The 16,984-nt window shown below is 61.8% G+C and carries 12 protein-coding genes and 3 pseudogenes; 7 read left to right on the top strand and 8 right to left on the bottom strand.

What is annotated here, in order from left to right; all coding sequences use genetic code 11:
* Nucleotides 1–364: 364 nt before the first annotated feature.
* On the bottom strand, nucleotides 365–907 hold the full coding sequence (locus ACWW1C_RS20245; RefSeq protein WP_082761949.1) for a PaaI family thioesterase: 543 nt from the start codon (nucleotides 905–907) through the stop codon (nucleotides 365–367).
* Nucleotides 908–1,230: 323 nt separating this feature from the next.
* On the opposite strand from ACWW1C_RS20245, the gene ACWW1C_RS20250 reads away from it, so the two are divergent.
* The 3 genes from ACWW1C_RS20250 to ACWW1C_RS20260 are packed head-to-tail and all read left to right on the top strand — an operon-like array spanning nucleotide 1,231 to nucleotide 3,253.
* A complete protein-coding gene (locus tag ACWW1C_RS20250) occupies nucleotides 1,231–1,773 on the top strand; it encodes an IS3 family transposase (protein ID WP_260939838.1) in 543 nt (180 codons plus the stop codon).
* Nucleotides 1,664–1,969: a hypothetical protein gene (locus ACWW1C_RS20255; RefSeq protein ID WP_407667541.1), complete on the top strand. Its 306-nt coding sequence runs from the start codon at nucleotides 1,664–1,666 to the stop codon at nucleotides 1,967–1,969. The genes ACWW1C_RS20250 and ACWW1C_RS20255 overlap by 110 nt, the downstream gene beginning before the upstream one ends.
* Nucleotides 1,970–2,020: 51 nt before the next feature.
* Complete coding sequence (locus ACWW1C_RS20260; protein WP_082762236.1) at nucleotides 2,021–3,253, top strand: IS110 family RNA-guided transposase; 1,233 nt, start codon at nucleotides 2,021–2,023, stop codon at nucleotides 3,251–3,253.
* Between the two features lie 314 nt (nucleotides 3,254–3,567).
* Here the strand turns inward: ACWW1C_RS20260 and ACWW1C_RS20265 are convergent.
* The 3 genes and pseudogenes from ACWW1C_RS20265 to ACWW1C_RS20275 all read right to left on the bottom strand — a co-directional run.
* Nucleotides 3,568–4,047 (bottom strand): annotated as a pseudogene (locus ACWW1C_RS20265) (CAP domain-containing protein); the annotation flags it as partial.
* 4 nt (nucleotides 4,048–4,051) lie between these two features.
* On the bottom strand, nucleotides 4,052–4,489 hold the full coding sequence (locus ACWW1C_RS20270; RefSeq protein ID WP_260973653.1) for a hypothetical protein: 438 nt from the start codon (nucleotides 4,487–4,489) through the stop codon (nucleotides 4,052–4,054).
* Between the two features lie 254 nt (nucleotides 4,490–4,743).
* Entirely contained in the window at nucleotides 4,744–5,427 is a 684-nt protein-coding gene (locus ACWW1C_RS20275; protein ID WP_061003258.1) for a hypothetical protein, read from the bottom strand.
* 771 nt (nucleotides 5,428–6,198) lie between these two features.
* On the opposite strand from ACWW1C_RS20275, the gene ACWW1C_RS20280 reads away from it, so the two are divergent.
* From ACWW1C_RS20280 to ACWW1C_RS20290, 3 genes are all read left to right on the top strand, one after another.
* A complete protein-coding gene (locus ACWW1C_RS20280) occupies nucleotides 6,199–7,557 on the top strand; it encodes an aldehyde dehydrogenase family protein (RefSeq protein WP_234785433.1) in 1,359 nt (452 codons plus the stop codon).
* A gap of 504 nt (nucleotides 7,558–8,061) precedes the next feature.
* Nucleotides 8,062–8,472 carry an SCP2 sterol-binding domain-containing protein gene (locus ACWW1C_RS20285; protein WP_061003262.1) on the top strand — a complete coding sequence of 137 codons (411 nt, stop codon included), beginning with the start codon at nucleotides 8,062–8,064 and terminating at the stop codon, nucleotides 8,470–8,472.
* Between the two features lie 118 nt (nucleotides 8,473–8,590).
* A complete protein-coding gene (locus tag ACWW1C_RS20290) occupies nucleotides 8,591–9,697 on the top strand; it encodes an NDMA-dependent alcohol dehydrogenase (protein ID WP_260939843.1) in 1,107 nt (368 codons plus the stop codon).
* 553 nt (nucleotides 9,698–10,250) lie between these two features.
* Here ACWW1C_RS20290 and ACWW1C_RS20295 read toward each other — a convergent pair.
* Nucleotides 10,251–10,964, bottom strand: a pseudogene (locus ACWW1C_RS20295) (NAD(P)/FAD-dependent oxidoreductase); the annotation flags it as partial.
* Nucleotides 10,965–12,077: 1,113 nt separating this feature from the next.
* Here ACWW1C_RS20295 and ACWW1C_RS20300 point away from each other — a divergent pair.
* The gene (locus tag ACWW1C_RS20300; protein WP_162563499.1) at nucleotides 12,078–12,308 is read left to right on the top strand and encodes a hypothetical protein; all 231 of its coding nucleotides are present in this window, start codon (nucleotides 12,078–12,080) and stop codon (nucleotides 12,306–12,308) included.
* Between the two features lie 508 nt (nucleotides 12,309–12,816).
* Here the strand turns inward: ACWW1C_RS20300 and ACWW1C_RS20305 are convergent.
* From ACWW1C_RS20305 to ACWW1C_RS20315, 3 genes and pseudogenes are all read right to left on the bottom strand, one after another.
* Nucleotides 12,817–13,179: a DUF732 domain-containing protein gene (locus ACWW1C_RS20305; RefSeq protein WP_260973475.1), complete on the bottom strand. Its 363-nt coding sequence runs from the start codon at nucleotides 13,177–13,179 to the stop codon at nucleotides 12,817–12,819.
* 384 nt (nucleotides 13,180–13,563) lie between these two features.
* Nucleotides 13,564–14,920 (bottom strand): annotated as a pseudogene (locus tag ACWW1C_RS20310) (IS481 family transposase); the annotation flags it as partial.
* Nucleotides 14,921–15,697: 777 nt separating this feature from the next.
* Nucleotides 15,698–16,873 (bottom strand): acyl-CoA dehydrogenase family protein, encoded by a 1,176-nt coding sequence (locus ACWW1C_RS20315; RefSeq protein WP_260939849.1) that lies wholly within the window; start codon nucleotides 16,871–16,873, stop codon nucleotides 15,698–15,700.
* Between the last annotated feature and the right edge of the window lie 111 nt (nucleotides 16,874–16,984).

Consider the following 16,984-nt stretch of genomic DNA (forward strand, 5'->3'; position numbering starts at 1 on the left):
CTTCGTGCGTCTTCGGTAAGGATGCGGCCCGGATTGATGTCATTCGACGCCAATCAGCGTTGTTAACCGTCGATCGCTACTGATGGAGACGATAGACCAACGAATGCGATCGGAAAAGGGCCACTAACAACTTCTAGCGCTAAGTCCCCTGGGGCGATGGGGGTTTCGGGGTTTTCTAGGTTTATATGCGCCAGCCGCTAACGGAGCACCGATGCTAGGGTACCTCAGCGACTACGGCGATGCGTTCGCCGTAGTGGATGGCAGTGAACTGCGATCCGGGTACGAATGGCAGATCTAGCCGGGCGACGTGCTTTCCCGCGACCGCCGCGCCATGTCCGACAGCTTCCCGCACCATGAGGTGCGTTCACATGGGATTCGTGACAGGAACGACAGCCTGCTCGCCGCCAGATGGGCCGGGCTCACCATTGAGCCACCGCCGGAATCGACCATAGTGCTCGACGGGGTCCCGTTCGACGAAGCGTGCCCGCGCGTGGCACAGCAACGTGTCTGTCTCGGGCAGTAGGATCTCGGCACGAATAATCCAGTGGCCGCGCTCATCGCGCGATTCTGGCCAGGCGTGGATACGCAGTTCACGCTCCAGGGGAACCGGGCGCCGGAACTTGACCTCCATTTCGGCGGTAACCGCCAAAACCGCCGCAGCGATCGGCACCGCACCGCATGCCTCATCCAGTGCGCCCATCACTGACCCGCCGTGCACGACGCCCCCGGCTCCCTCGTGGTCTGGCGCGAACCACGCCGTACCTTCAACCGCGTCGCACTCGGCGACGCGGTGCAAACGCATGCCGAATCGACAACGGTTCATCGCACGGCAGCCCGCACAAAGGAGCTTCCCGAACTCGAGGCTGAACAGCGGCTCGTCGTCATCGGGCCCCATCGGAGTACTCATTGGGGCAGGCTATCAAGCAGACCATTCGGAAGCCGCGGATTCGCGTCGTGATGTTAGTCACGGATAACGTCTGTCCGCAATGCGCAGAAACGCCACCCGGCCGACCCCACCCCCGTGGACAACATCGGCGTCGGCATCCGATCATCCCGAGGTGCTCGACGATGATGAACGCAAAGAGTGAGAACGGTTGCGCACAGAGAACGCCGAATTGCGTTTGGACCGTGCGTTTTTGAAAAGGACGCAGCCTTCTTCGCCTCCGAACAGAACTGGTAGAGATGTACCGGATCATCGAAGCGGAGAAGGCCAACTTCACGATCGTGCGGATGACTGGACTGTTGGAGGTGTCCCGGTCGGGCTTCTACAAGTGGCGCACAGCCCGTGCGGCGGGGCCCACGCCGGCCCAGCAGCGCCGTGAGGCGATCGACGTCAAGGTCAAGGGTTTCCACGACGCCTCCGATCAGGTGTACGGCGCACCGCGCATCCTGGCCGATCTGCGTGAAGACGGGGAGGTGATCTCCCGCAAGACGGTGGCGGCCTCGATGCGCCGCCAACGCCTGGCCGGGATCAGCCCGCGGAAGTTCACCCCGGTGACCACCGTGGTCGACCTCGACGCACACCGCCCCAACGACCTGGTCAACCGTCGATTCGACCGCGGTGAGCTCGACAAGGTCTGGACCTCGGACATCACGTACTTGCCCACCGGTGAGGGCTGGCTGTACCTGTGCGCGGTTCGACGACGGGTGCTCGCGGCGGGTCCTGGGTTGGGCAGTCGAGGACCACATGCGCACCGATCTGGTGGAGTCCGCACCGTCGATGGCAGTGGCGCTGCGTGGGGCCTTGCCCGCACAGGTCATCTTCCACGCTGACCGTGGCACGCAGTACACCCTGGGACAATGCCCAGGCCGAATCCTTCTGGAGCACACTGAAATCGGAGTTCTGCCACCGATACGCCTGGCCCACCAAGCACGCTGCCAGGCTCGCAGTCGGCGACTGGCAACGACGGTTAGCGCCACTCTGAACCTGGGTCGTGACCCGCGCTCGCGCTCAGCTGATAGGCCATGAGTAGTCGCTGGGCGGATCCTCGATGGAGGTTCGGTTCGGAGGAGGCTACTGATGGCGGTGTTAGGAGTTGCGCTTGATCCATCGACGGTGATCGTCGCCGTAGATCCGGGCAAGGTGTTCAGTCGGGTGTGGATCAGCAACGGTTCGGGGTTGCTCGCCGATCCGATGTCGCTGTCGGTCTCGCGCGATGGCATCGCCCAGCTCGAGCTGGTACTGAACAAGCACGGTCCGGGCGTGCCGGTGATTGCGATCGAGGCGACGGGCAGTTTGCATCGGCCATGGGTCACTGAACTGGAACGTCGGCATCCAGGTTCGGTACGACTGTTTGCTCCCTCGGAAACGAAATCGGCTCGTACACAACTGGGTTCGGGCAGGTTCAAGACCGATGATCGTGACTGCGCAGCCTTGACGTACATGGCACGCCAAGGTGGTGGTCGACGATACGGCCAGCTGTTCGGGGTCGAAGCGCTCCGCACCGCCGTGCGGCATCGCCGCGGGTTGGTGGCCGACCGCAAGGTCGCTCGACAGCGTCTGCACGAGCAACTCAACGCCCTGTGCCCTGGATTGTCGGCGCCGTCGGGCCACGGCCGGTCCCTGGCGCTGGAGACCTCGACTGGCTTGGCGGTGCTGGCGTGTGCTGCCGCATTTGCCGGACGGCCACCGCAACTTCGGTCATTGATGTGCCGGGCACCTGGGCCCTTGACAACGACGACCGCTCGCTACTGGCTGCAACGATGGCACCGATGTCTGCCTCCGCCGGCCGATGCCGAACAACGCGCTCGTCGGTTGACCCGCGACTTGGATCGTTATCGCCGTCTGCGCGAGGACATCGATGCTATCGACCTGGAAATCGGGGCATTGCTTTCCGAAACTGACGGCCAGATCCTGACCACACTTCCCGGCGTCGCCTCGATCCGCGCGGCGGCGTTCGCCGCACACAGTTTGCCTATCGAAAGGTTCCCTGATGCCGATCATCTTTACTCGGCAACGGGTTTGGCGCCTGCTCTCTACCAGTCAGCCACCCTGCACCGACGCGGCCGAATCTCTCGACAAGGACTGGCAGAGCACCGCGATGCCCTGATGGGTATTGCCTGGGGCCTCTCGCAATTTTCGCCGTCGTTCACCGAACGCGACGCCGAACTACGAGCGCGCGGCATGGCCCCGATCCAGGCCCGCGTCGCGCTCGCACGCCATGCATGCCGCCTGGCATACCGACTACTTCGAACCCAACAACCCTTCGATGAACAGCGCTATCGTCAAGGAAGGCTCAGCGGCGAACGGTGACGGCCACGATAGCTATGCCGCACGACGGCGCAAACTAGCTTGCCGCCCGCTCGCCCTGGGCCGCCATCACGGCGCACACGAAAGCCTGCCGCTCACGGCGACTAATCAGCCTGCCGGAACACGACGGCCCCCGCCAACCAACACCGACGCACTGTTCATCGCGTCAAAAGCCGAGCGACCCGCCCGGCCAATCAACAACGCGCACACTCACCCTTGACTGCCAGCGCGAAAGCTAGGTCGCGGGAAGCCGTCGTCGGATGTCTTGTCCGCTCCAGGGTCGCGTGCAGCCGTCATTGACGGCTAATCGCCGCAGCGGGCTGACCGTACACGGCGACGACGACCGTTCGATCGAGGCTGTTCTCCGACCAGACACCGATTTCCGTGTTCGCGCAGTTGGATATGGTCGACATCGCGGTGGGATCGTAGTACCACCGGTTGAGAATCTCTAGTCCGCTGATTGCGAGCGCCGGATTGATCGCGACGGTTTCGGCTACGACACCAGCATAGCCAGCGTTCCGCGCGCGGTCCGCGACGGTGGAGCCGTCGGATCCGATATCACCGTCGAGACCGCGGTTGTTGAGGACGTCAATGGTGTGCCACTGTGCGGCCAACCGCAGTTGCGGATTGATCACCACGTCGTTGGTACAGCCGGCCTGTCTCTGAATGGTGTAGACGTTGGCCGCAACGCCGTTGTTGAGGCGCTGATTGTCCGCCCATGCAGGCTGCGCGAACGGCATCGCGCACATCGCGATTAGGATTGCCCCAGACGTGTAGGCGCACGCCGTATTTCTCATAATGTCATTTCGGCTCGAAACCGGAGATCAGCCAACGATCCCCGGACTTGTCCAACGTCACCTCGACTGCGGATGCGGTTTCCGATGGCGCATCGTGGCCGATCACCACGGTCTGGTTGATGAAAACCAGAACGACTGCATGGGTGGCAGTGACTGAGGTCGTGGATGCCGCAGGCACCTCAGCGGTCGCCGAGATTCGCTTCTGTAGTGCTCCAGGTATGACGACGTCGTTGGTGAGCGACGTGTAAGTGTTTCGGAAGTCGCCGGTCAGGAGATCCCGCGCCGCAGTGAGCTTCGCCTTCACATTATCGGGAGTGTAGGACAGGAGTTCCACGGTTCCGTCCTTCGCTGCCTGCACTGAGGATTGGGCCGCGCTTTGTGTGACCCGCGCCGTCCGATAGTGGTAAGACAGTAAACCAGCCGTGACAGCAAGTGCCAGCATTACAGCGGGCATAAGTACGAACGCCACTAGCTTTCGGAAACTTTTCGGACACCGCCTAACTTCGACCACTGAAGTCTGCGATCCCGGATCCAGTTCGTTCCCAGTTTCTTCACCGCATTCTCGATCTCCGGGCTCGTCTCGAATATCCGGCGCGCCGTCTGCTGCAGGAGCTTCCGGTACCGTGTGGGCGTAGTCGGCGGCGTCCCCTTCAACGGCGAGACTGTTAGCGGCCGCCGGCTTTCTCCGCTGCCGGATCACGGAACGAAATCCACGTTCGCTACTTTGACTTCGTTATCCACCTTTTGAACGGCGATCCGAATCCTCCAGGTGCGTGGGTCCGACTCCGGCGCCATCGCGCTAGATGTTCGGACGCTCACAGCGACCATTACCTGGGCTGTATCCTTTGTCGCCGACTCTAAGCCCGACGCGGTGACTGTGCCTGTGGTCACAGACTTCGAGTCCTTCACGGCATCGATGAACGGTTTAGATTGCGAAGCGAAGTCGTCGCGGAAGGTTCCGGTCGCGGCGTCCAAGATGCGCTTGACGTCCGCGTCCGCCTGGCGCCAGTCAAGAGTGGTCAGATCGATTGCCCCCTGCCGAGCCGTTTGCTCGAAGATCGCGCGCTGATCGGCTACGCGGTCATTGCGGTTCACCTCGAATCCGAGCCAGCCAACGAGGGCGCCGAGGGCTACTACGATTGCGATTCCCACGTTGATGGCCATGCGGTACACATGCAGCACCGCGCCATCGTCATCCGGTGCGGCCGGAATCGACTCCGCGTCGCTAGGCTCGAGATCGGTCTGTGTGGCCGCGTTCGTCGCGGTGTCACCCTCCACAATTTCGTCGTCGCCGTTCAGCGTCTGATGTTCATCCGCTTCAAGAGGACCGTCCTCTTCGGGGAGTGACGATGCGGATCTCTTCGTAGTGCGGCCGAGCACGCGGTTTCCCCTATCGCATTGGTGGCAGCGAAATGTCCTGCCACGTTCGGTGTTGTGTTGCGTTTGGCGAGAGGTCGGTCGGCAGGTAGGGCTTTCCGTCGAGACCGACGTACCGTTTTACGAAGCCTACTTTGTTCGTGCGTGCGGTCCGTACCGTGAACGGGAACAATCTCGCCTTAGGCGGCACCGAGACCGGCGCCGACAGCAGTGTCTGGCATGGGTGTACGCAGCCCGCGACCGGGTGGTGCAGCATACGGACGAACGTGCGCAGCGTCATCGCGCACGACCGAGAGTTCACGAGCTGGTATCGCCTCCAGCGTCGCATGTAGGACGGTTGCACAGTGGCCATCTCCGCAAGGTGGGTTCAGTTACTACCTGGGCCCGAAGGCCATGACTCAGTAGCGTCGAGTGAACTCAAATTAACCTAGAAGCTCGACCCGAGCAAGCATCGATGCCCAACAAGTAGACGTCTTGACGAGTCGCGACAGCGTTTAAGGGCGGAATGGGCCGCCGTCTATCCGCACCCTTCGTCACTGATTGCACTGATTGTCGGGCGGACGCCTGGGTTTTCAAGCAATCTCCTCATCCCGAGCGGCATCGTCGGTCGTCGGCAAGACGATGCGCGCCGTCCAGCCCGTAACTGCTGCTAACAAACTGGTGTCGACGTTCATACCGCGGTTGGCTACCATACAGATAACGATCGGGAGGTTGAGGACCTAAGTGACAACAATCAGGGTATCTCCAGAAGCTACTTCATCTGCGGCCGAGAGGATTTCGCTCTCCGTTGCCGGGGTGCGCAAGGCCTTCGCCGACGGACTCACACGTGACGTGGGGTGGCGCAAGCGGCAGTTACTGGCTCTTCACGCGCTTGTGGCAGACAACGAGCAGGCGATTTCCGCCGCGCTCGACGAGGATCTCGGCCGTCCGCCGTTCGAAGCCTGGCTCGCCGATGTCGCGAGTGTGTCGGCCGAAGCGACTGACGCCGCAAAGAACGTGGCGAAATGGGCTCGCCGCAAATACCGACGCCTCGAGCTTTCGCAGCTACCAGGTCGCGGATGGATCGAGTACGAGCCCTACGGCACTGTGCTGATCATCGGCGCGTGGAACTTCCCATTCGCGCTAACTCTCGGGCCGGCGGTCGGTGCCATCGCCGCCGGCAACACGATCGTGCTCAAGCCATCCGAATTGGCGCCGGCGTCATCGACCCTCATGGCCGAACTGGTTCCGCATTACCTAGATCCGCGCGCGGTCGCAGTCGTGGAGGGCGACGGCGGAGTCAGCCAGGAGCTCATCCAACAGGGTTTCGACAAGATCTGTTTCACCGGTGGTACCGAGATCGGACGCAAGGTCTACGAAAGCGCGGCCGCCCAACTCACTCCGGTGACCCTCGAACTCGGTGGTAAGAGCCCGGTGATCGTAGCTGCTGATGCCGATCTCGACGTGGCGGCTAAGCGGATCGCGTGGACCAAGCTGATTAATTCGGGCCAGGTCTGCATCGCGCCGGACTATGTGCTGGCCGAAACCAGCATCAAAGACGAGCTGGTGGATCGAATCAGACAGTCCGTCGAAGCGTTCCAGGCCGAATCTGTCGGCGGCAAGCGGATCGTCAACGGGCGTCACTACGACCGGTTGGCGGGCGCGATTGCCGCTACGACTGGCGATGTGGTTATAGGCGGCGGCTGCGACAGGGACGCGTTGGAGATCGAGCCGACCGTTGTCGTCGATCCCGCGTTGGACGAGCCTCTAATGACCGAGGAGATCTTCGGGCCCGTATTGCCTGTCGTTTCCGTTCGTAATCTCGATGAAGCGATCCGCTTCGTCAACGCGCGGCCCAAACCGCTTGCGGCCTATCTGTTCACGCGATCCCGGTCCATCCGCGAGCGGGTGATCCGGGACGTGCCCGCCGGCGGCATGGTGGTGAATCATCTGCTCTTTCACTTCGCCACTACTCGGTTGCCGTTTGGTGGAGTTGGACCGTCTGGGATCGGGGCTTATCACGGCAAGTTCGGTTTCGAGGAATTTAGCCATCGCAAGTCGGTCCTCACCAAAACGACCCGTCCAGATCTGTCCAGGCTGGTCTACCCTCCGTATTCGGACTTGGCTTGGAAACTGGCCCGCAAACTCTTCTGACGCTTCCGCAACGAACACCGATTCTGAGCTGCACAGGTGTTGATAAAACGGCCGCGTTTCCGCACCGTGGCACCGGCAGGTGAGTTTCGGCCCCGGCGCAGCGAATAGGCGAGATGATGACCAACTATGGTATCGACCGCACACGTGGCTTCCAAGAGTGCCGCACTGCGTCCTGTCTGGTGGCAAGCAAGGTTCCGTGATTGAGGCCGGCGATCGGCGATACCGTTCAAAGCATGGACGGCGAATGTGCTTGCGCCCTTGCCATATTCGCATCGCAGGTGATTGACTTAACTGAATTTGAGCGGTATCCGAGAAGTAGCGATCGAAGTGTGAGGGCTCTGGTATTTGAGCGTTCGCCTCTGATCTCAGATCCCGATTGACATCGACCACGACGGAGTGACGACTCCGGTCACGTGACCTTGTCAGCTGGGGTTTCCCATACGTCAAGTCGTGCTGAAGCATTGCGCGACAGCGCATTTAACGAACGACAGAAGGAGTTTATCGATGGCCGTTTTTGTCGATGAGGATGAAGTCTATACCTATCTGGGTGGAATATTCCGGCGTGCAATGGAACAGGACACCCTCGCCAGCAAGCTCGCTGAATCGGGTGTAATACTCCGGATTCACTACACCGACCCTGACGCGAAGATCACCGTGGATATGTCCAACAAACTTGTCGAGACCGGTTCGCACAGTTCGGTCACTCCAAACGTTGAGTTGTTCATGACGGCCGATACCGGCAACCGATTCTGGCTCGGCAAGCTCAATCTGGCGATGGCGATGGCTAAAGGCACGGTCCGCGCGAAAGGACCGGTGCCGAAGTTGATCAAACTGATTCCGCAAGCCAAGAATCTGTTCCCGGAGTACCGATCGATGTTGGACGGCGCCAACAGGCAGGATCTTCTCGACGCGTAGGAGCGGTGCGGCAACAAACTTTTCTGGGGCGTCACTGAAACCAATTGGTCTGACTATCCGATTTTACTTCGAAGCGGTTTTACATTTCAAAGAATCTACTTGTACAGGAGGTCGACGGATGAAAACACGTGCTGCAGTACTTTGGGGCCTGGGACAGAAATGGGAGATCGAGGAGGTCGATCTCGATCCACCCGGGGCGGGTGAGGTTCTAGTTCAACTGGCGGCGACCGGATTGTGCCATTCCGACGAACACCTCGTCACCGGAGATCTCCCGTTCCCTCTCCCAGTTGTCGGCGGCCACGAGGGCGCCGGAACGGTGGTCGAAGTTGGCGCAGGGGTCGATGATATCGCCGAAGGCGACTCGGTAATCCTCACGTTCTTACCGGCCTGCGGCACATGCTCTTACTGCGCGCGCGGTATGGGGAACCTCTGCGACATGGGCGCGGCGCTCATGATGGGTCCGCAGATCGACGGTACGTACAGATTTCACTCGCGCGGCGAGGATGTCGGCCAGATGTGTCTGCTCGGTACGTTCTCCGAATACACGGTGGTTCCGAAGTCGTCAGTGGTCAAGATCGATCAGGGCACCCCCTTGGACAAGGCCGCCTTGATCGGATGTGGCGTAACGACGGGATACGGTTCGGCGGTCCGAACAGGAGAAGTGCGCGCGGGCGATACGGTCGTGGTCGTGGGAGCCGGGGGCATCGGCATGAATGCCATCCAAGGTGCCCGGATCGCCGGCGCCCTCACGATCGTGGCGGTCGATCCGGTCGAATTCAAACGGCAGCAAGCGACGACGTTCGGAGCGACGCACACCGCGACGTCGATGAACGACGCGTGGGATCTCGTTAGTGATATCACCAGAGGCAAGCTCGCCGACGTGTGCGTGCTTACGACGGATGTCGCTGAAGCCGCATACATCAGCGAGGCGTTGGCTCTCGTGGGTAAGCGCGGCCGGGTCGTCGTCACCGCCATCGGGCACCCCGAGGAAACGTCGATGTCGGGATCTCTTCTAGAATTGACACTGTACGAGAAGCAAATTCGAGGCGCACTTTACGGTTCGTCGAACGCGGCGCACGACATTCCCCGCCTGGTCGAACTCTACAACGCCGGATCGCTCAAGTTGGACGAGTTAATCACGCGCGACTACACGCTCGACCAGATCAATCAGGGCTACGAAGACATGCGATCGGGCCGCAACATCCGAGGTCTCGTCAGGTTCTGACGACGGAGCGGACGCCAATGTCGTGGCGCTGTGTTTCGTCTTTGGCACGAATACGGCGGCAGTCGGCTCGGCTTCAGCGCGCGGTGAAATCTGGTCGGCCGCAGGTCGCTTCGAGAAATTGTGGGGCGATCTGACGTGTCACGCTCACAAGCAGACTGGTGAGGACTCTTCGCGGTTGTCGGCCTTCCAATCGCTTGCGTCCGGCGAGTGGTGTTGGTGTACCAGTCGGACATAAATAGCGGTTTTGGCCGCAAGGACACCCGTCGCCGACGGCGATGCGGGGTGGAATGCGAGACCGACTTCGGCTGCCGGGGTACGCTCACCGATACAGGTGATGGTCGGTGCCGGGTGTACGCGTTGATCGTCACCGCCGTGTAATCCGGTTGACACGTCTGCCTTCGTGATCACGTCACAGCCAGCTGTGCCACACATTGCGATGCGGCGGCGGCCAAAGCACAGAGCCCGGCCTGACGCGCTATGCGCGTAGCGTACCTGACTGCGCGCAGATGCCCACCGAACACGTGGGTCCGGTAGTTACGCGCGATGTGGTTCATTAGTTCCCGCTGGCCGAACTTGTTTCCGAAGCGGCCAGGAGTTCGGCGCGGTCGGTGGGAAGACATTTGGTGATGGCCCGTTTAGCAAGCATGAAATCGCGTGGTCGATTGACGCAGTCGGCGGCGATGAGTTCGCCATCACGGAAGTAAAAGCAACTGAATTCTCTATGGCGCGACGGATCGCCGCTGAGCACGACTTCGTCGTATCCGGTGTTCAGACCGGCGATCTGGAGTTTGAGATCGTACTGGTCGGACCAGAACCACGGTAGCGCAGCGATGGCGCTGCGCTTCCCGCAGATGGTCGCCGCGGCGATCTTGGCCTGCTCGCCGGCGCTCGGCACCGATTCCAGCCGAATGCGTGAACCGTATCGGGCCATCACGTGGCTGGTGCAGTCGCCGGCGGCCACGATGTCCGGATCGCTGGTGCGGGCCTGGTCATCGATCACGATGCCATTATCGACGGATAATCCTGCGGCTGAAGCGAGTTCGGTGTTGGGTACCACGCCGACACCGACGATCACCACATCGGCAGGAAGTAATGCGCCGTCCGCCAGCACTACCTCTCGCACGTTGCCGTTGCCGGTGAAGGCTTCGACGAGGGCCTGAGTCCTAATGTCCACGCCCGCGTCGCGGTGGATCCGCGTGAAGAACGCCGACACCTCCGGCGCGATAACCCGTTCAAGTACACGATCCGTCGCCTCCAGCACAGTGACCTGCGGCGAGTTGGTCGAGGCCTTCGAAGTCGTTGGGGTTGATGGCCTTTCGTTGCAAGATTGAGAAGTAGATTTCGACTTGGTTGAGCCAGGATGCGTGGATCGGTAGGTGCACCAGGTCGCGGTCGGCCAGGTGGTGTGCATGCGTTCGATCGAGCGTGTCCCGTTGTGCGATGAGCCGTTGTCCACGACCCAGAACACCCGCCGGGCCGACGCATAGGGTTCGGTGGTCATGACGTGGGCCACCACTTTCTCGAAGAGGTCGATACCGGTCTTGGGGGCGATCTGGCCGAGCACCCGGGCGTGGTGGACGTCGTAGGCGGCGAAATAGGCCAGGGTGCCGCCGCGGCGGTACTCGAATTCCACGCGCCGGGTCCGCCCGGGTGCTGATAGTTGTCCGCGGTGGCGCCGGTGTAGGGCTTGCAGATGGGATTTCTCGTCGGCGCTGATCACGTAGTCGCCGGGTCCGAGGGGTTTGCCGTGCCACGACCGGGCGTACAGGTCGAGTACCCGGGCGGCTTTGATCGCGAAGTCGGGGTCACGCGGGTAAGTCCAGGATCTGTGCTGCCAGGGTTTGATCGCGTCAGCGGCCAGCCAGCGGCGCACCGTAGCCGGCGAGATCGTCTCGGCGATCCCACGACCGATCACCTCGCCGGCTAATTCAGTGCTCGACCACCGCGACAACGGCGCACCGGTCTCGGCGGGCAGCGTGCACGCTAGTGCCTTGACCTCGGCGACCTGCACCGGTGTGAACCGTTCGGCGCCGTCCGCTGCGGGGCAGGTCATCGAGCCCGCCCAGACCTGTCTGGGTGAACCGGCGGCGCCATTTGCGCACCCGTGTCGACGTGCACACCTACCCCGGCGGCGATCGCGGAGTTGGTGGCGCCCTTGCGCTGCCGCGAGTACCATCGGTGCGCGGATCACCTCACGGTGCGCCGTGGTCGCCGACCGGGACCTGGCCTGCAGAACAGACTCGTCCAACGAGCTCAACTCGATGATGAACGCACTGGCTATCGTCATGGTTCCGTTGTCCCGCAATCGCGTTCGCTACCCGGACGCGACACGCCGTCGTCGTTGACATCACCATTCGCCCAGGTGGTCCACGATGAGCAGATGGCGACGATCCCCGACTCGACCAAGGCCTCCTTCCATCAACGGCTGACCGAGCATTCCCGCCGACGGTGGCCGCAACTGCGTGAGATACACCTGCGCTACCGCGCCGGTTTCGCCTACATCGACGGTGTCCTGCCCGACGGAGAAGTGTTGCGACTGTGCCGATTGCGCTACGGCGGCTCAGCACGAAACTGGGGCTTCGCCATCCGTCTTCTGCTGAGCCGCTCATGATTGAGGTGGGCAGAAACGAGTCTTGTAGTCGTCGTGACTGGCCCGGTAGAGCGCCACCCGATACCCCTTCACTTCCTGACTCCAGGATCGCGCTGCCGGGCACGCGGGGTCAACCCCAAGTGCTGACCTGAGAAGTTGGGAACACAGATGGCTGGTGGCTGACCGCTGGGTGCGGTGTGGTCGCGGGCTCGGTGCAAGTCTCCGCAAGGTTGGTAGAGGTGATGGGCAGGACAGCGCCTGAGGCAACGTCGGATCTCCTTGGTGGTGCGCCCTTCGGCGCGACACCGTTCGACGTAGGCCCGTGTGTCTGAGATGAAGCGTCTCACCGACGGCTGCTCCGGCTGTGAGAGATCACGCATTTTGCCCGAGAACGTGACAACAATGCAGAATCGGCCTCGGTCTGACACAACTGACCCTGGCGGGAGTGAAGCCGAGAAAGTCGAGCTTCTCGACCGTTCGGCGACGCTCTGGACTGTCCATCTGACGCGATGGGGCTTCTCGTCGGGCGCTACCGCTCCGGCCGATAGCCGGCCGCTGATTGACGCAGCTCCCAGATCTGGGCTGGGCAAAGAATATCGACTGCGTTACTTACAAGGTAGTTCACCGATTCCTCGTCATTGGGTGTGATCTCATTCCGCACATCGGCGACGACCACACCGTAGGTATCGCCTCGTTGCATAGCATCACAAATTGTGCGTCCATATCCAACTGCATCGTTGTTCGGGAACTGATAGTGGCGTCGAAACGCAACGTTGTACGTGAACTCGATCTCCGGTGCCGGTTTAGCGGCAGCCGGCTGAGCAAACGCCAAAAACGCTAGGGCCGCAAGGACTGCCGCGCCGATCGATCTCTGCACCGTTCCCGTCACCACCGCATCGCCCTTTCACTCGTGATCCTGACTTAGTAGCCTTCGTGACCCGTCCAATTATCCGAACGTGGCCGCTGCATATGCAGCTTGGCTGGACACCCGTCCTGTAGTGTCGGGGCGACAGGCCACCTTCGGGTTCGTCGCGGATGGCTCTTCTGCGCGACGCCGCCCATCACGACGGAAGTCATCGGGAAAGCATACGCCGAATGGCCGGTTGATTCGGCCGTCTCGGCGGGTGTGATGCCGGCAGGGCCGCCTGGACCTAACCCCCGACGAACTTACGACCGCGACTACTAGTCTGCTGTCAGGGCTCCGCACCTGGTAGCCGCGGTACAGACAGGCCTCGTCTTCCCCGAAATGTCTTCCACGAAATCGACCTCCACGGAACGTGCGGTGCACTTCGATGGCTGTACTGGTGGTGAGCATGGCCATGGAGACGGCGCCTCGGGCAGGTTCGGCTCCGGCGAGATGTGCACCGCGGCGTACGGGCTCACGCAGGTCGTGTTCGGACAATCGCGAGGGGCCGTTCCGGATCAGCGTCCGTCGAGCATCACGTGGATGCTCCGGTCGTTGGCCCAGATGGTGACGGTGCGCCGCGCCAGGGCTGCTGTGAACTTCATCTGTTGGTTGCCGGGCAACACCAATCGCGCGCGTGGGGTGAGGTCGGCTTCCCATTCGACAGCGTGAATATCGTTGTCGACCAGACTGTCTGAGTGCACCACCGACGCCGGTGCCGGCACCGGCTGGGGTGGATCACACGATCGACCACTGAAGACGTCAGTGGGTCCACCAGCGTCGGCAGCGCAGCGACGGGTGCGATGGGAGCGGGCCAAAACAGCGTCGCCGGGGCGGCCATGGCCAGTGACTGATGCGGCCGGGGTGTGGTTGAAGCCGTTTACCCACGCGTCGATCGATGCTTGTGCGGTCTCGACGTCGGAGAACGCTCCGGCGGCGTCGAGCAGTTCACGGCACAGGGTCTTGTGCCAGCGTTCGATCTTGCCCGTCCTTGTCGGTGAGCGTGGTTTGGTCAGCCCGGTGGTGATCCCGTTCTCCCGGCAGATCCGTTCGAACAACACTTCGGCGGGATAGGGCTTGGTGAACCTGCCGGTGAACTGTTTCCCGTTGTCGGTCAACACTTCCGACGGAACACCATGACGTGTCATCGCTGCGGTAAGGCTTGGCACACCGCGCGCGCCGAGGGCTTGGTCACCACCGTGGCAATCACCACGAACCGGGAGTGATCGTCGATCCCGGTCACCAACTTGCACTCACCTCCATCGGCCAGAAATACCCCGCCCATGATGTCGAGCTACCACAGCGGCATCGCGCTGCCAGCGCCGGTACTTGCGCTTGTGGTTCTGCTGCTGGGCGGCCACGAAGCCGTGACGTACCAGAACCCGATGCACGCTTGATCGCGAGGGTGAAGACTCAATGTCACGGAGTCCGATCTCATGGGCGATCCGTTGCGGCCCCACCGTGGGTAGGTCCTGCGCAGCTCGCAGATCATCGCCACCATGCCGGGCGCGAGCTCATTCGGCGAGCTATGAGGCCGGCGTGAACCGTCTACCAACCCAGCCAGCCCGCCGACCCGGTACCGGGCGACCCAGGAGTGCACCGATTGGCGCGAGGTTCCAAACTCCCGAGCAACCTGAGCTTTCGGCGCGCATTCAAGAACCTGCAGAACGGCGCGGTATCGGTGTTCGGTCACCCAGTCGCCGGGACTACCCGGCAGCTCATCAGTCACAAAATCAAGATCAAACCAGACCCGTCAAGCAAGTCCTGAACCCGTCAAAGATGTCTAGAACCCATGGCGTCCAACATGTTCTTGAACCTTTCCATTGACAGGGAGGTGACGGGAGGACGGCTCGAAGTGGCTTCATCTGACGGTGATCACGGATCCGGATGGTCTGGATTGGTGATCTCGAAGGTGAGGGTTCGAAAGGGTGCGATCAAAAGTGGAGCAGTTCGTGGCGATCCGCCTGGATCATCGGGTGGAGGGGCTATCGATTAGGGCGCTGGCCGACAAGCACGGTGTGCACCGGAGTGTCAGCTCCGGTTGAATTCTGCGCAGCCTGCTCCGGGGTGGTTTCTAGGGGCGGTCGCAACCCCATTTTGATGATCCCGGGTTCGTGCACCGTGTGTTCACCGCCGATCGGCCAAATCAGTTGTGGCTCATCGATATCACTTAACACGTTACGACCGAGGGCAAGCTACATCTGTGCGGTCAACGGCGTGTTTTCTAATCGTATAGTTGGTTACTCGATCGATTGCCGATGAAATCGCAGTTGGCGGTCAACGCGTTTGCATCTGGCCATCATTCTTCGCAATCCCGTTGCGACAGTGGTTCATTCCGATTGAGCAGCTAATTTCGGTTCCACATCGTCCCAGAACTCCTCCGGATACGCCTTCGCCATGATCGGCATCCTTCCACCGAGAACCCCACGATCCTCAGATATCAGGCGTCAACCGAACCTTCAAGACCCCTCAGACACACGATGGTGTGCATCGAACCCTGGGCGGTTCAAAGACCGATCTGCTTGGCGATGATCTCCTTCATGATCTCGGTGGTGCCGCCGCCGATGCCGAGAATGCGCGAATCGCGGTAGTGGCGTTCGACTTCGGTCTCACGCAGGTAGCCCATACCGCCGTGCAACTGAACGGCGGTATCGACCGCGAGGTTGCATGCGGCGACGGCCGCATTCTTGGCCATTGACACCATACGCACATCGGTGTCGCCCGCAACGATGCGGTCGACGGCGGCACGGGTGTAGGTGCGTGCCACGTCAACGGCGGTAGCCATGTCGACGACCTTGTGGCGAATGACCTGACGGGTTGACAGTGCTCGCCCGAACGTCTCGCGCTTCTTCACCCACTGCAGGGTGAGGTCGAGGCAGCGCTGCGCCGTGGCGTAGCACTGCACCGCAATGAAGGCACGCTCAACTTGAAACTGCTGCATGATCTGGATGAAGCCGCTGTTCTCGGGGCCGACGAGGTTGCCTGCGGGGACACGCACGTCGGCGTAGCCCAGTTCGGCGGTGTCCGAGCACCACCAGCCCATCTTCTTCAGCTTGGTCGACACGGTGAATCCGGGTGTGTCGCGCTCGACGACGAGCAGCGAAATTCCGCCTGCGCCAGGGCCGCCGGTGCGCACGGCCGTCGTCACGAAGTCGGCGCGCACCGCCGATGTGATGAACATCTTCGCTCCGTTGACGACGTAATGATCGCCGTCGCGAACTGCGGTCGTGCGGATCCCCGCGACGTCGGAACCGGTGTCGGGTTCGGTCACGCCGAGGCTGCCGATCTTCTCGCCGGCGAGAGTGGGCGCGACGAACCGGCGGACCTGGTCCGGATCTCGGTGGGCGGCCATGTGCGGCAAGGCGATGTTGTGTGTCAACAGGCTCGCCAGCACCCCCGACGAGCCGCCGGCCTCCATCACGCCCTCGGTGAGAAGGACGAGGTCGCGCAGGTCGCCGCCGGCGCCGCCGACTTCTTCGGCGAAGCCGATACCGAGCAGGCCCGCCTTAGCCGCGCTGCGGTGCAATTCGCGTGGTAGTTCTCCGGCCTCCTCCCATTCGGTGACGTACGGGGCGATCTCCTTGTGTGTGAAGGCCTGCGCGAGATCGGTCAGGGCGCGGCGCTCAGGGGTCTCCCACGGGCTGACCACCGCGGTGCCCGACTGCTCGTCCAACTGGGTCATCGTGATGCTCCTCCTGCTCGACCCGAGGCATGTTCTGCCACGGTTGTCACCCGACGTTAATTGTGGCTAACATTACCGCGTAAGCAGATCGGCGTCGATGCTCGCTCGGAG

This window comes from Mycobacterium sp. HM-7 (assembly GCF_053852335.1).

Coding starts and splice junctions, on each gene's coding strand:
- ACWW1C_RS20245 (WP_082761949.1), bottom strand. CDS start 907: ATGAGTACTCCGATGGGGCCCGATGACGACGAGCCGCTGTTCAGCCTC.
- ACWW1C_RS20250 (WP_260939838.1), top strand. CDS start 1,231: ATGACTGGACTGTTGGAGGTGTCCCGGTCGGGCTTCTACAAGTGGCGC.
- ACWW1C_RS20260 (WP_082762236.1), top strand. CDS start 2,021: ATGGCGGTGTTAGGAGTTGCGCTTGATCCATCGACGGTGATCGTCGCC.
- ACWW1C_RS20270 (WP_260973653.1), bottom strand. CDS start 4,489: ATGCTGGCACTTGCTGTCACGGCTGGTTTACTGTCTTACCACTATCGG.
- ACWW1C_RS20285 (WP_061003262.1), top strand. CDS start 8,062: ATGGCCGTTTTTGTCGATGAGGATGAAGTCTATACCTATCTGGGTGGA.
- ACWW1C_RS20290 (WP_260939843.1), top strand. CDS start 8,591: ATGAAAACACGTGCTGCAGTACTTTGGGGCCTGGGACAGAAATGGGAG.
- ACWW1C_RS20300 (WP_162563499.1), top strand. CDS start 12,078: ATGGCGACGATCCCCGACTCGACCAAGGCCTCCTTCCATCAACGGCTG.
- ACWW1C_RS20315 (WP_260939849.1), bottom strand. CDS start 16,873: ATGACCCAGTTGGACGAGCAGTCGGGCACCGCGGTGGTCAGCCCGTGG.